Below are 14,109 nucleotides of genomic sequence, written 5' to 3'. Positions count from 1 at the left end.
AGAGCTAGACGATGTCCTGGCTCTTGGCGAACCGGGTGATGGCACGCTGCGTGCCGCGGTTGGCCAGGACCTGGATGATGGCGCTCACCGATGCCGAGATCAGCGCGAAGGTCAACGCCGAACGCAGGCTGGTGGGGACGTCCTCGTGCTTGCCGGTGGGCGGCTTCTGTCCCGTGGTCTTTTCCCAGATGGTGTTGACCAGCTTGGTGCCGGCCAGGCCTGCACCCAGGCTCACCCCGGTCCCGAGCAGCTTGATGAAAAGGTTCATTCCTATTACTCCTTGCGGGCGGAAAACGGACTGTCCCCAGCCTAGCCGCACACCCGCCAACCACCCGGCAAGAGTCGGAGAAAGGGCGTGGCAGGCAGGCGGAGCTTGCTGGACTGGCTAAGCAGCCGGGGGTTCGGTGCGGAACTTGATCAGCTTGTGCGTGCCGTCGCAGTACGGCTTGATGGCGGAGGCGCCGCACCGGCACAGGGCCACCGTCTTCCGGTCCCGGGGTACGGCACCGCCGGACGGGGTGACGAGCTCAAACTCACCGCGGACAATCAGGGGCCCGTCCGGGCAGACCACGATGGAGCTCGCGGCCGGGTCCTGCTCCGCATTTGCCCGCTCCACATTCACCTGTTCCAGGTCGGCTCCTGTTCCATGCTGTTCACGATTCATGCCTGCACCGCATCCATCCTTGTTGTTCCTGGTGTGCCCGGGACGCGTCTGTCCGGGACCCCTCTGCCCGGGACGCCCTGCAGCCTGCCCCCGTGGCGCCGCCGGAGCACCGCCTCGGAGTGCGCCGCCGTCCTGATCCTGCTGCCCGCGTAGGGAACGCCGCCCCTCGACCTGAACCCGAGGGCCAGCCACACGCAGGTGGCCCGCTCAAGTGCCCACAGCGGAGCGAACCAGGCTGCCGAGGCGGGGAAGACGGCGGTGCCGTTGTGCCGCCGTCGTCCAATCTCTGCAGCGGTGGTGATCGCCACGGCGAGTCCGCACAGGGTGGTTGCCCGCACTTTGCCCGGAAGGAACAGCGCGGCTGCGGCTGCCGGGAACAGGGCAAGCTCGGCGGCCAGCCGCCGGGGCTGGGCGAAGCCGTCGTACGCCTGGCGCACCCGCTGGCCCAGGAAATGCCGCACGGTGGGCGGCCTGCGGGCCACGAACAGGTCCGCAAGTGTCCGCTCGCTCCCGCCTGCGGCCTTGATGGTCCTAATGAGTTCGAGGTTTTCGAACAGGACGCCGGCATAGCCGCCGGTGGCCAGCAGCGCGTCGCGGCGCACCCCCAGCGTTCCCGGGTAGTCGGCCGACCAGGCCCGGTTAAGCAGTGTCCGGGCCGTGTCCCAGCGGGCGTGCCATGGGAGGGGGGTGAAGTAGTTCTGCGGGCGTACCACGTGAGCGGATTCCAGGTGATGGACGACGGCGGCGAGGGCCTCGCGCGTATAGCGGACGTCGTCGTCTGCGATGACAAGGAACGGCGCACCCGGGGTGCGCACGCCGGTCATGACGCCTGCCACCTTGCCGTTACTGACCTGCCCGTGAAGGGCAATGCTGTCCGGCGGGGTGTCCGGCCGGATGTGGCGGACCGCTGCCGGAAACGTGGCACGGTGCCGGTCGAAGAGGTCGGGGTCTGAGCCGTCCACCACGGTGACCGGAATCCAGCCCACCAGTTGGCGGAGGTAACCGGCCAACTCTGCCAGGCCCGAGTCCTCCGTCCAGCGCAGGGGAAGGATGTACTCCGCGTCGGAGACCAAACGGGGACGCCCTTCCCTTGCCCCGGGAGCGACTGCCGCGGGCGCGGCTGTCACGCTGCCGCCGGTACGGCCGCCCGGAGCGATGTCTGCCCGGCTTCCCAGGACGACATCAGGTGGGCGGTAAGGCGGCTGTCGATGGCCATGACCGCCGTCGCCCCGAACAGGACATCGGCAAGCAGTTGCGGTTCGGCTTCCACCAGGCCGCCGGCGAGGTCCCGTCCCGCAATCTGTTCGTGCACGGCGTCGGCCTCCACGTGCTCGTCAAAGTAGTGCGTGATGTCAGGGCCGAAGCCGTGCCGGCGGAATCCGTTGCCGTAGAAGCGGTTGGGCTGCGAGGAGGTCATTTCGTAGATGGCGAGGTGCCCGGTGATGGCACCGCGGAGCCGGCGGTTCAGGCCGCAGAGCGACATGAGGTTGACGGAAGCCAGGGAGATTGCCGGGACCGTGTCCACGTAGGCGCCGTAGCTGTCATCCAGGCCCAGGCCTCGCATGGTCCGGGCGAACAGCGCGCTGTGCATCCGCTCAGGCCGGCCGCCGCCGTATTCGTCCGCCTGGATTTCCACCAGGGCCGCCTTCGGCCTGCCGCTGAGCCGCGGAATGGCCCAGGTGTGCGGGTCGGCTTCCTTCAGCTGGTACATGGATTTGTGGACCAGGAACTCCTTGAGCTGGTCCAGGGTGGCTTTCCGGGCCACGTAGCGGGACAGGCTGGGGCCGGTGTCCGTGGCGGCCAGGCCGAAGAGGACGTCGGCAACGGCGTCACTGGTCATGGCAATTCCGTCGGGCAGTTCGAAGTTTCCTGCCGCCTCCTTGGCGGCAGCGCGCAGTGCCGCTTCGAAGGGTTCCTCGATCAGCCGCCGGACCCTGATCAGCGCAGGCTCCCACTCCCAGCTGTCTGAAACGCCGTCCAGTCCGGAGTAATGGAGTTCGTAAAGGCAGAATAGTGCGAGTTGAATGTCCTCGTCGGCAATGATGTCGCCGGTTCCGGCCAGCTGCCGCACCATCAGGGAGTACAGCCCATCCAGGCCCGGCCCCGCGGCGTCCGGAGCCTGCGCCAGGACTTTGAACAGTGCGCTGCTGACGGGGCCTCTGGTTTCCGGGATTCTCATGGTGCTCCTTGGTCTGCCGCGCTGCTGACGGGAACGAACGCGGGGCCGACCATGGTGAGTCCCATGTGCCCGTACTCCTCGAAACCCGGGAGACAACATGGTAAGCATGATTACTAATAAAAGCTAAGCGCGCTTATTTCCATGCCTCGCGCCACCACGCACGGCCGGTCACATCCTGTCCGGTTGGCGCCCGCAGCCCTCAATCCAGCGCCGTTCGGTGTAAACTGGACCACGCCCGGATGGGCAAATCAAAAGCCTTACCCAAACCAAAAAGCAACACTAAAAACGACAGGGGAGCGCCGCCGTCGGGCATCCTGGCTAAAGCCGGGCACCGCAGGTGGGCGCTGAGAGTGCGGACAGCCGCAGACCCTCGAACCTGATCCGGTTAGTACCGGCGCAAGGGAGTCGAGTTCTCAAAGTGTCGCGGCTGCACGGCAACGGGCCGTCAGCCGGTCCACTTTCCCCTCCTGTTTCCCAGGAGGATCACATGAGCACTGCAGCAATCAAGAAGACCACCAGCAGGTCCTGGCGCGTCGTGGACATCGTGGTGGCCGCGCTGGTGGCCATCGCCGGCGGCGTCATCTTCTGGGCATGGGACCAAGGCGCGGCAGCACTGTCCGCCCCCATGAACGCGGCCTACCCGCCGCTCACCGGTCTGCTGGCCGGCGGATGGATGATTCCGGGCGTGCTGGGCATGCTCATCATCCGCAAGCCGGGCGCGGCGCTGTTCTGCGAGACCGTGGCCGCCACCGGAGAGCTGCTTATGGGCTCGCAGTACGGCGCCTCGGTCCTGTTCTCGGGGTTAATCCAGGGCCTGGGTGCGGAGATCATCTTCATCATCTTCGCCTACCGCAAGTTCAACCTGCCCGTCTCCCTGCTGGCAGGCGCCGCGGCCGGCTTCTTCTGCGGCCTGAATGACTCGTTCGCGCCGTGGGGCTGGAACATCGCCTACTCAGGTGCGGACAAGTTCGCCTACATCGTCCTCGCCACGATATCCGGCGCCGTCCTGGCCGGAGGCCTGTCCTGGCTCGCCACCCGCGGCCTGGCCCGCACCGGCGTATTGAGCTCCTTCGCGTCCCGCAGGGCTGCCACGGAGCCAGTCTTCTCCTGATGGCACCCTCCCAGGGCGCAGCCGGCGCCGTCCGCCCCGCGGCGGTCACTGCCCGCGGCTGGGGCTGGCGGCATGCCGGCAGGGCCAGGCCCGCCGTCCATGCCCTTGACCTGGACATCAGCCCCGGCGAGCGGGTGCTGCTGCTGGGCCCCTCGGGCGCCGGAAAGTCGACGCTCCTGCATGCGCTGGCCGGCGTACTGGGAGACATTGACGACGACGGCGAGGCGGGCGACGCCGACGAGTCGGGTTCGCTGCTGGTTGACGGCGCTGTGCCCCGCTCCCAGCGCGGCCGCGCCGGCCTGATGCAGCAGGACCCGGAGACGCAGGTGGTCCTGTCGCGGGTGGGGGACGATGTCGCGTTCGGAGCCGAGAACCTTGCCGTGCCGCGTGACGCCATCTGGGCGCGCGTGCACGAGGCGCTTGCCGACGTCGGACTGTCCCACCTCCCGCTGGACCACCCGACGTCGGCCCTGTCCGGCGGGCAAAAGCAGCGCCTGGCGCTGGCGGGGATCCTGGCCATGCGCCCGGGGCTGATCCTGCTGGATGAGCCCACCGCCAACCTGGACCCGGACGGGGTGCTGGAAGTCCGCGACGCCGTGGCGCGCTGCCTGGACAAGACCGGGGCCACCCTGGTGGTGGTGGAGCACCGGGTGTCGGTGTGGAAGGACCTGGTGGACCGGATCGTGGTCCTGCAGCCGGGCTCCGCCTCCGAGCCCGCCGTGCTCTTGGACGGGCCGCCGGACCGGGTACTCAGTGAGGCGCGCACCATGCTCGCCGCGGCGGGGGTGTGGGTTCCCGGCTACGTCCCGGCCACCCGTGCCCGGGCTGCGGTGCAGGCGCCGGGAACGGGGAATCTCCTGCTGGCGGCCGAACAGCTGGGTGTTTCCCGCGAACGACCCCGCCGCAAGGGCTTCCGCAGGATCCCGCCCGTCCCCGTCCAGGAAGGCGTGGCCGCGCAGGTCCGCGCCGGGCAGGCCCTGGCCATCACCGGTCCCAACGGCGCCGGCAAGTCGACCTTCGCGCTGACCCTTGCCGGCCTCCTGGAGCCGGTCTCCGGAAAAGTCTCCGCCACCCTGGACCTCAGCCGGGGTGCGGGCATCGACCCGTTCCGGTGGAAGGCCGAGCAATTGATTTCCCGCGTAGGGACGGTGTTCCAGGAGCCTGAGCACCAGTTCGTGACCGGCAAAGTGCTGGATGAGCTGCGCTTTGGCCCCCGGCACCTGGGCCATGGTGAGGACCGGGTTGACGAGCTGCTGGAGCGGCTGCGGCTCACCCAGCTGGTGGATGCGAACCCGTACACGCTCTCCGGCGGTGAAAAGCGGCGGCTGTCCGTGGCCACCGTCCTTGCCGCCAGCCCCCGGGTCCTGGTCCTTGACGAGCCCACCTTCGGGCAGGATGCCAACACCTGGGCCGAGTTGGCCTCGTTCCTGTCCGAGCTGCTTGATGCCGGAACGGCGGTGGTTTCGGTGACCCATGATGCCGAATTCACTGAGGCGCTGGGCGGCGAGGAGCTGCGGATGGTGGCTGCGGAAACGGTGGCGCCATGAGGCAGCAACTCACCCTCAGCGGCAACCGGGCCGTGCTCACCCGCGCCAACCCGCTCAGCAAATTCGCGGCGGTCCTGCTCATCACCGCCGTCCTTGCCCTGTCCATCGACTGGGTCTCGGCATCCGTGGCGTTGGTCTTCGAGCTTCTGCTCTTTCCCCTGGCCGGGCTCACCCTGTCCCTGCTGTGGCAGCGGGGCTGGCCGCTGATCCTCGCGGCCGCCATAGGCGGTTGGAGCACGTCCATCCTGGCGCCGGACAGCGGCAGGATCCTGCTCGACGCCGGCATCTGGACCATGAGCGAAGGTTCCCTTCAGCTGGGGATCGGCTTCCTCCTGCGCGGCTTTGCCATCGCCCTTCCGGCGGTGCTCCTGATGAGCTGCACTGATCCCACGGACCTTGCCGATGCGCTGGCGCAGAAAGCGCGCCTGCCGCACCGGTTTGTCCTGGGAACTCTCGCCGCAATGCGGCTGGTAGGGCTCATGGCCGAGGAGTGGCAGACCATCGGCATGGCGCGGCGTGCCCGCGGCGTGGGCTCACGCGGCAGCCTGGGCCAGCGGGTGAAGGCTACGCTGGGGCAAAGCTTCGGGCTCCTGGTGCAGGCCATTCGCCGCGCGTCGAGGCTGGCCGTCACCATGGAAGCGCGGGGCTTTGGCGGTGCCACGCGAACCTGGGCGCGGGAATCAACCTTCAGCCTGCTGGATCTCGGAGTAGTGGCCGGCGGCGTCGTGGTGGCTGAGCTTGCCCTTTTTGCGGCTGTTACCGCCGGTACCTGGAACATGGTGTGGTTGGGAAGCTAATTCCCGGCCCGAGTATTACCTAGGCTTCCTATCGCACCCGACGGGTACAGCCTTTCCGTATCCCCCAAACCGACCGTTGGGTAGGTGCTGGGCAGGCTGGATAACTCATTTATGATATATTCGGCATATGACGCAAGAGACCGCTGAACACGTTGCCGCCATGCTCAGGGACGCCCGGAGCGAGAAGGGGTGGACCCAGGGCCAGTTGGCTGCCGAACTGGGCACCAGCCAGAGCGCCGTGGCCCGGATGGAACAGGGCAAGCAGAACCTGAGCCTGAAAATGATCCAGCGCCTGGAAAACATCTTCGACCGCAGCATCGTCAACGTGGGCAAGCCCCAGATGACCCACCTGCGGGTGGAGGGCGGCCGCACCCTTTCCGGTGCCGTGGACGTGAACAGCAGCAAGAACGCCGGCGTCGCCCTGCTCTGCGCCAGCCTGATCAACCGCGGCACCACCGTGCTCCGCCGGCTGGCCCGCATCGAGGAAGTTAACCGCATTGTGGAGGTGCTCACCAGCATCGGCGTGGAATGCGCCTGGCTTAACGACACGGACCTGCGCCTCCGCCGTCCCGCCGTCCTGGACCTCGAAGCGATGGACGTGGACGCGGCACGCAGGACCCGCAGCGTCATCATGCTGCTCGGCCCCATGCTGGATGAATCGCGGGAGTACCGGCTGCCCTACGCCGGCGGCTGCGACCTTGGCACCCGCACAGTGGAGCCCCACATGCAGGCACTGCGCGAGTTCGGCCTCTCGGTGGAAGCCACGGCCGGTTTCTACACCGTCCAGGCACCTCCTGCCGACACCCGCGACCGCTCCTTTGTCCTCACCGAGCGCGGCGACACCGTCACCGAGAATGCGATCATGGCGGCGGCGCACCGGCCGGGAACAACCGTGATCCGCAATGCCAGCCCCAACTACATGGTCCAGGACCTCTGCTTCTACCTGCAGATGCTCGGCGTCACCATCGAGGGCGTGGGCACCACCACCCTCAAGATCACCGGCCAGCCCGAGATCGACGCCGAGATCGAATACTTCCCCTCCGAAGACCCCATCGAAGCCATGAGCCTCATCACGGCCGGCATCGTCACCAACTCCGAGGTCACGGTGCGCCGCGTTCCCATCGAGTTCATGGAAATCGAGCTGGCCACCCTCGGCCAAATGGGCCAGAAGCTTGAGATTTCGGGCGAGTACATGGCCCGCAACGGCCGCACCCGCTTGGTGGACGTCACCACCAAACCCTCCGAGCTGCGCGCCCCCGAGGACAAGATCCACCCCATGCCCTTCCCCGGGCTGAACATCGACAACCTGCCGTTCTTCGCCGTCATCGCCGCGAACGCCCATGGCCAGACCATGATCCACGACTGGGTCTACGAAAACCGGGCAATCTACCTCACCGAGCTGAACCGGCTCGGCGCCCAGGTACAGCTCCTGGACCCGCACCGGATCTACGTCAACGGGCCCACCAAGTGGCGTGCCGCCGAGGTTGGCTGCCCGCCAGCACTCCGCCCGGCGGCCTGCCTGCTGCTGGCGATGCTGGCAGCACGCGGCGTCTCCGAACTGCGGAACATCTACGTGATCGAGCGCGGATACGAAGACCTGGCGGAGCGTTTGAACACCATCGGTGCCAAGGTGGAGTACTTCCAGGACTAGGCATTCACGGTTTGTCATGAACCGCGTGTGACAGTTCCAATATCCCTGCGTTGCCGCAAAATGTTCGTATGCGTACGTTCGGCGTAGAGGAAGAACTCCTGATCGTTGATCCGGAGTCCGGGGAACCGCTTGCGCTGGCTGACGCCCTCCTTGCCGGCCACCGCGTTGCGGCGGACGATCTTCCCGTGGAACCGGACACGCATCACGCCGGGAACCACGGGGATTACGACGACGAGTTGGGCCTGAGTGCCGAGCTGAAGCTTGAGCAGATCGAGACCCAGACCCGGCCATGCGTGGATTACGGCAGCCTCCTGGAACAGATCCGCGCCGGCCGTGCCCTGGCGGACCAGGCGGCCCGGAAACACGGTGCCAGGGTGGCGGCCCTCGCCACCTCGCCGGTGGCATCCCCCAGCCATACCACCCCGGATCCGCGCTACGCCAGGATGCTGGAACGCTTCGGCCTCACTGCACGGGAGCAGCTGACCTGCGGCTTCCACGTCCACACCTACATCGCATCGCCGGAGGAAGGCGTGGCGGTCCTGGACCGCATCCGGGACAAGCTGGCGGTCCTGACGGCGCTGAGCGCCAATTCACCCTTCTGGAACGGGGTGCCCACCGGGTTCGAAAGCTACCGGACCCAGGCCTGGAACCGGTGGCCGACGGCTGGGCCGGCAGGTATCTACGGCACCTACCCCGCCTACCGGAGGGTGGTGACGCGGCTGCTTGATACCGGGGTCATGTTGGACGAGGGGATGCTCTACTTTGACGCCCGCCTGTCCCGCAACCACCCCACCGTTGAGGTGAGGGTGGCGGATGTATGCCTGCGGGCCGAGGACGCAGCCCTTATTGCCGTGCTGGTCCGGGCGCTGGTGGAATCTGCCAGCAGGGAGTGGCGGGACGACGTTGATCCCACACCCGTTCCCACAGTTCTTTTGCGAATGGCCTCCTGGCAGGCCAGCAGCGAGGGGCTTAGCGGCGAGCTCCTGGATTTTGGCAACTTCCGTCCCGCCCCCGCCGCGGATGTGGCCCGTGCCCTGGTGGATTACCTGGCCCCCGTCCTGCAGGAGCAAGGCGAGCTGGCGTTGGCCCGGCAGGGTGTGGAGGAGATCATCGCCCGCGGAACAGGGGCCGCCGAACAACGCCGCGCCCGGGACAAGGCCCTTGCCGGTCCGCCGCCCGAGGACATGGGGTTTGGCGCCGTGGTGCGCCAGGCCGTGCAGGTGACCATGCGCGGAGCGCTGGATCTCGGAGACGTGGAGGACACACCGGAACTGCTGCGGGTCCGCCAGGCCTGACCCGCCGCGCGGCGTGCGGGTCCGCGGCGCGCAGTTTCCTCTTCGACGCGGTGCTTCCTTCCCGCGGCCCACATTCGGGCCGCGCCAGGGAATATGCGCCGCGGGAACACCGCAGCGCGTCGAAAAATTAGATCTGCTTGAGCGCCTGCTCCAGGTCGCGGATGAGGTCGTCCGCATCCTCCAGTCCCACGGAGAGGCGGACCACGCCGTCGCTCAGGCCAATGGCCGCGCGTCCTTCCGGCCCCATGGCACGGTGCGTGGTGGTGGCGGGATGCGTGATCAGCGACTTGGAATCGCCCAGGTTGTTGGAGATGTCGATGATCCGCAGCCCGTCCAGCAGGGCGAAGGCGGCTTCCTTGCCGGAGCGTCCGCCCGACGGGGCAAGCTCCAGGGTCAGGACGGTGCCGCCTGCGCTCATCTGCTTCGCCGCCAGCCCGTACTGCGGGTGCGATTTCAGCAGCGGATACTTCACCCAGCTCACGGCCGGCTGCTCCTCCAGCCACTCGGCAAGCCGGAGGGCCGTGGCGGAGGAGTGGTTGACGCGCAGCCCCATGGTTTCCAGGCCCTTGGTCAGGACCCAGGCGTTGAACGGGGACAGGGCGGGGCCGGTGTGGCGCATCAGCTGCTTTACGGGGCCGTCAATGAACTCCTTGGTGCCCAGGATGGCACCGCCCATCACCCGGCCCTGGCCATCGATGTGCTTGGTGCCGGAGTAGACGATGACGTCCGCGCCCAGGTCACCGCAGCGCTGCAGCAGGGGAGTGGCAAAGACGTTGTCCGCCACCACGGTGGCCCCGGCCGCGTGCGCCAGGTCGCTGACCGCGGCGATGTCCACGATTTCCTGCATGGGATTGGATGGGGATTCGAAGAAGACAGCCGTGGTGGGCTTGGAGAGCGCTTCGCGCCACTGGTCCAGGTCCGGGCCGTCCACGAACACGGTCTCCACGCCCCACCGGGGCAGGATCTCGTTCAGGACCACGAAGCAGGAACCGAACAGCGAGCGGGCGGCCACTACACGGTCGCCGGCTGCCAGCAGGGCGCCCAGGGCGGTGAACACCGCGGACATGCCCGACGCCGTCGCGAAGCACGCTTCGGTGCCTTCGAGCAGCCGGAGCCGTTCCTGGAACGTGGCCACGGACGGGTTGCCGTAGCGGGAGTAGACAAAGCGCTCGTCTTCGCCGGTGAAGGCGCGTTCAGCAGCGGCTGCGGATTCGTAGACGAAGCCGGAGTTGAGGAAGATGGCCTCGGACGTTTCCTGGAAGTTGCTGCGGTCCAGCCCGCCGCGGACGGCCTGGGTGTCGGGGTTCCAGCTGGGGGCGTCGTGGTTGAAGCTCACTTAGTTCTTTCCGAGGTTGGTGGGCAGGCCGCGGTTTTTCCAGCCATTGACGGTCCGCTCGCCGAAGCGGTCGGGATCGCCCTCGAAGCCCTCGAGGACGCTGTAGGCGGTGAAACCCGCCTGGGTGGCGGCGGTGGCAGCGGCGACGGAGCGCTTGCCGGAGCGGCACAGGAACACCAGTTCCGTGCCCGGGTCCTCCGGCGCCTGGTCCGTCAGATCCTTGATGAAGTCTGGGTTGGGGATGCCGCCGGGGAAGGTCCACTGGATGAAGAGTGGGTCGTTGTCCGTGGCCTTGGTGTCCGGGATGCCGATGTGGGCCCATTCGCCCTCGGTACGGACGTCCACCAGGACGGCGCCCTGCTCCAGCTTGGCCCAGGCTTCCTGCGGCGTCAGGTCTCCGGCGTAGCTCATGCGTGGCCCTCGCCATCAAACTCGCCGTCGAACTCGCCCTCAAGCTCGTCAACGGCCGTTGCAACGGCGGCGTCTGCCGAGGCGATCGCGGCCGGAAGGACGATGGCCTGCGCCACGATGACGGTGGTGCCATTGAAGGTTGCTGCGGGGCTGCCGTGCAGCACGTAACCGTCCGCGAGTGCAGCGGAGATCCGCTCGCAGAACTCACGGTTGTCCGCGCCGGTAATCAGGCGGTAGGACAGTCTTTCCTCAGAGGCGGGTGCGTCGGACACGACGGATCTCCTTCTTTCACGCTTGCAGCTCGAATCGGTCGATATGCCGAGTATTCACCTGAGGCACCCCGCCGCGAAAGGGAGGGTTGCCGACCGGCCAGTCAGGGCTTCACACCGGTACTCATTACTCCCCAAAAACGTAACACCTGCGCTCCCAGGCCGCACCGCCGCCGTCGTCATGTTCCGTAATTCACCGGACGGCCAGGCGATACGCACGGGCCGGCCGCCGGATAAAGTTCTTACCGGGGGCACCACCCCGTCGCCTAAGCAACGGGCAGCAGAGCAAAGAGTACCGGGGGTCCTTGTCAGCATGCGGGCAATCACATCGCATCACCGCGCCACCAGCCACGTAAACCGTCCGCGCTCTGTGGCTGCCTTTCTAGCGGCCATCGTCATCGCCTTCCTGGCCGTGCTGGCGCCGGCAGGTCCGGCGCAGGCTGCACCCGACAGCGGCAAGCCGTGGCTGGGTGCGGTGCTCGAGTGGGGCGAGGATACCGCTGCAGGCTTCAGTGACCGGCTGGGCGCCACCCCTGCTGTCTTCGGCCACGACATCACCCTTCCGTTCCGTGATTCCGAACGGAACGACGTCGACGGCTTCCTGCAGCAGGCCGCAGCCAAAGGTGCCCACGCCCTGCTTACGGTCAAGCCCTCGGTGCCGCTGGACCAGCTCGGCACTGCAGAAGCCGAAGCCTTTGCGCAGCAGGTGCACACTCTCACATCCGGGTTCAAGAGCCAGCTGCTGATCCGGTTCGCCCCTGACATGAACACAAGCTGGGTGGGTTGGGGCCAGCAGTCCGCCGAGTACCGCCAGGCTTTCCAGGAGGTGTCCAGGGCATTCAAGAAGTACGACGGCGGCCGGGCCGCCATGGTGTGGGCGCCTTACCTGGGCAAGGACTACCCCTTTGACCGGAGCCGGAATGCGCCGCAGCCAGGAAGTGAGGGGTTCGCGCTCCTGGACACCAACGGGGACGGGGCCTGGACCGGAAGCGACAACGCCTACGCACCCTACTACCCGGGTGACGACGCCGTGGACTGGGTGGGCCTGGCCGCCTACCACGACGACACCGCCGGCGGGGCCGCCGTCAACACTTTGCCGCGGGCCGGTGAGCTTGAGGAGATGCTGACAGCCTCCGGAAGCGAAAACTTCTACGCCACCTACTCGGAGGGGCGCAGGAAGCCTTTCCTCCTGCAGACCGCGGCGTTCTACAGCCCTTCAACCGGCGGCGCGCCCGAAGCCGGCATCAAAACCGGCTGGTGGGACCAGGTGGTGGGAACTGCCACCTCTCCGGAGTTCGCACGCACGGCCGCCGTCGTATGGGACGAACGCACCAGCACCAGGGACACCGGCGTGGCGAGCATCAGCTGGCTGCTCACCGGAAACCCGGACATTGCCAAGGCCGCGGGGGACAGGCTGAAGGCCTCCCCGATGGTGACCGGCCCTGTCACCGATCAGGCACCCACCGGCACTTATGTCCGCGCCAACACCCTGTCCGGGCCTGCTGCCTGGACTGTTGCCGCCGCCATGGTCATCCTCCTGGTGGCCCTGTGGCAGGTTCCGCGCAGAATCAATGCAGCCACAGCCTGGAGCTACCAGGATCCTTCCACCAGGGACTCGCGCGTTGACCTGCTGCGCGGAATGGCCATCGTCTTCGTGGTGGTCAACCACCTGGGCATGGCCTCGCTGTTCCAGTTGCTCACGCAGGAGGCCGTGGGCTTCGTGTCAGGCGCAGAGCTGTTCGTCCTCTTCTCCGGACTGGTGGTGGGCATGGTGTAGGGGCCCAAGGCAAAGGAGGACTTCGGCCGGGTTTTGGACCTCACGTCACGCCGCGCAGGCAAGCTCTACCTGACGGCGCTCGCCGTGCTGATCGGGGTCTTCCTGCTGTCCCTGCTCCCGTTCTTCCACGCCGAGGCGCTCACAACCTTCGTGGACCAGGGAACCGGCGGCGCCGGGCACAACGGTGCCGGCCGGACCTACGACCTCTATGCGGGCATGTCGTCCTTGTTCCAGTTCCCCGTGCCGCCCCAGGTGCTGCCGGCCATCGTGCTGCTGCAGTTTGGGCCCTGGCAATTCAACGTCATGGGCCTCTACGTGGTGCTCTTGCTGGTCAGCCCGCTGATCCTGGCCGCATTGAACCGCGGAAAGGCCGTCTGGGTGCTGGCCGCGACCCTTGCAGTGTATGCAGTTGGTGCCGTGACCAGGTTCCGGGTCCTGCCGTCGCAGTTCGAGGACTCCTTCCCCCTGCTGGTGTGGCAGGTGCTGTTCGTGCTGGGGCTGGTTGCCGGCTATCACCGCCGTGCCGTCGTTGCCGGGCTGTCGAGGCATACGTGGGTGGTGGTTGCCTGCACCGCGGCGGCGTTCGCGCTGGCTTTCCTGTCCTGGGGCAATCCCTACCTGGCGAACAACTACGACGTCCGCATGGCGCTCATGCCGGACGGCGTATACCGCGCCATGTATGACGCACTCTTCGGCCGCACGTACCTGGCTCCCGGCCGCCTGCTTAATGTCATGGTCCTGGTGGTGGCGGCCTACGCATTCCTCAGCGCTTACTGGAAGCCGGTGCAGCGGGCGCTGGGCTGGTTCCTGATTCCACTGGGCCGGGCCACGCTCTACGTGTTCATCATGCATGTGCTGCTGATCGCCGTCGTAGCCAATATTCCGGCGTTGCAGCAGCAGAGTATCTTCCTCAACACCGCGGCCTATGCCGTGGTCCTGGGACTGCTGTGGGTGATGGTGCGCACCAGGTTCCTCTTCCGGATCATCCCTACCTAGCCCAGGCGGGGACGCGCTCTTCAACCTTGGCCGCGGCTGCTTCAGGGCACGAAAAATGCCGTGGCACCGGAGTGCC

Annotated in this window: 12 protein-coding genes, 1 pseudogene and 2 riboswitches; of the genes and pseudogenes, 6 read left to right on the top strand and 7 right to left on the bottom strand. The window is 67.2% G+C overall.

Features of this window, described 5'->3' with window-relative positions; all coding sequences use genetic code 11:
* Window positions 1-4: 4 nt before the first annotated feature.
* The 4 genes from LFT46_RS18860 to LFT46_RS18845 form a co-directional block, all read right to left on the bottom strand.
* Window positions 5-268 carry a DUF4235 domain-containing protein gene (locus tag LFT46_RS18860; protein ID WP_236799950.1) on the bottom strand — a complete coding sequence of 88 codons (264 nt, stop codon included), beginning with the start codon at window positions 266-268 and terminating at the stop codon, window positions 5-7.
* A gap of 117 nt (window positions 269-385) precedes the next feature.
* Entirely contained in the window at window positions 386-664 is a 279-nt protein-coding gene (locus LFT46_RS18855; RefSeq protein WP_236799948.1) for a CDGSH iron-sulfur domain-containing protein, read from the bottom strand.
* A complete protein-coding gene (locus LFT46_RS18850; protein WP_236820668.1) occupies window positions 661-1,791 on the bottom strand; it encodes a glycosyltransferase in 1,131 nt (376 codons plus the stop codon). The genes LFT46_RS18855 and LFT46_RS18850 overlap by 4 nt, the downstream gene beginning before the upstream one ends.
* Window positions 1,788-2,843 (bottom strand): iron-containing redox enzyme family protein, encoded by a 1,056-nt coding sequence (locus tag LFT46_RS18845; RefSeq protein ID WP_236820667.1) that lies wholly within the window; start codon window positions 2,841-2,843, stop codon window positions 1,788-1,790. The genes LFT46_RS18850 and LFT46_RS18845 overlap by 4 nt, the downstream gene beginning before the upstream one ends.
* Window positions 2,844-3,123: 280 nt before the next feature.
* Window positions 3,124-3,264, top strand: a riboswitch (TPP riboswitch).
* 66 nt (window positions 3,265-3,330) lie between these two features.
* On the opposite strand from LFT46_RS18845, the gene LFT46_RS18840 reads away from it, so the two are divergent.
* The 5 genes from LFT46_RS18840 (at window position 3,331) to LFT46_RS18820 (ending at window position 9,244) form a co-directional block, all read left to right on the top strand.
* The gene (locus LFT46_RS18840; RefSeq protein WP_236799945.1) at window positions 3,331-3,954 is read left to right on the top strand and encodes an ECF transporter S component; all 624 of its coding nucleotides are present in this window, start codon (window positions 3,331-3,333) and stop codon (window positions 3,952-3,954) included.
* The gene (locus tag LFT46_RS18835) at window positions 3,954-5,501 is read left to right on the top strand and encodes an ABC transporter ATP-binding protein (protein ID WP_236820666.1); all 1,548 of its coding nucleotides are present in this window, start codon (window positions 3,954-3,956) and stop codon (window positions 5,499-5,501) included. Before LFT46_RS18840 ends, LFT46_RS18835 begins: the two co-directional genes overlap by 1 nt.
* Window positions 5,498-6,298, top strand: coding sequence for an energy-coupling factor transporter transmembrane component T family protein (locus tag LFT46_RS18830; RefSeq protein ID WP_236820665.1), 801 nt, complete (start codon window positions 5,498-5,500; stop codon window positions 6,296-6,298). The genes LFT46_RS18835 and LFT46_RS18830 overlap by 4 nt, the downstream gene beginning before the upstream one ends.
* Before the next feature lie 127 nt (window positions 6,299-6,425).
* Window positions 6,426-7,949: a UDP-N-acetylglucosamine 1-carboxyvinyltransferase gene (locus LFT46_RS18825; RefSeq protein WP_236820664.1), complete on the top strand. Its 1,524-nt coding sequence runs from the start codon at window positions 6,426-6,428 to the stop codon at window positions 7,947-7,949.
* A gap of 68 nt (window positions 7,950-8,017) precedes the next feature.
* Entirely contained in the window at window positions 8,018-9,244 is a 1,227-nt protein-coding gene (locus LFT46_RS18820) for a glutamate--cysteine ligase 2 (protein WP_236820663.1), read from the top strand.
* A 127-nt stretch (window positions 9,245-9,371) separates the two neighbouring features.
* On the opposite strand, the gene LFT46_RS18815 is transcribed toward LFT46_RS18820, so the two are convergent.
* From LFT46_RS18815 to LFT46_RS18805, 3 genes are read right to left on the bottom strand one after another with little or no spacing between them, the layout of a single operon-like run.
* Window positions 9,372-10,580, bottom strand: coding sequence for an O-succinylhomoserine sulfhydrylase (locus LFT46_RS18815; protein WP_236799938.1), 1,209 nt, complete (start codon window positions 10,578-10,580; stop codon window positions 9,372-9,374).
* Complete coding sequence (locus LFT46_RS18810; RefSeq protein WP_236799937.1) at window positions 10,581-10,991, bottom strand: rhodanese-like domain-containing protein; 411 nt, start codon at window positions 10,989-10,991, stop codon at window positions 10,581-10,583.
* Window positions 10,988-11,263: a DUF1737 domain-containing protein gene (locus LFT46_RS18805; protein ID WP_236820662.1), complete on the bottom strand. Its 276-nt coding sequence runs from the start codon at window positions 11,261-11,263 to the stop codon at window positions 10,988-10,990. Before LFT46_RS18805 ends, LFT46_RS18810 begins: the two co-directional genes overlap by 4 nt.
* Window positions 11,264-11,276: 13 nt before the next feature.
* A riboswitch (SAM riboswitch) is annotated at window positions 11,277-11,392 on the bottom strand.
* Between the two features lie 181 nt (window positions 11,393-11,573).
* Here LFT46_RS18805 and opgC point away from each other — a divergent pair.
* Window positions 11,574-14,033: pseudogene (gene opgC, locus LFT46_RS18800) on the top strand (OpgC domain-containing protein).
* Window positions 14,034-14,109 lie beyond the last annotated feature (76 nt).

The organism is Arthrobacter sp. FW306-07-I, from assembly GCF_021800405.1.
Classification (GTDB): Bacteria; Actinomycetota; Actinomycetes; order Actinomycetales; family Micrococcaceae; genus Arthrobacter.
Note: the sequence above shows the minus strand (reverse complement) of the source record. Positions and strands in the feature narration are given on the sequence as shown.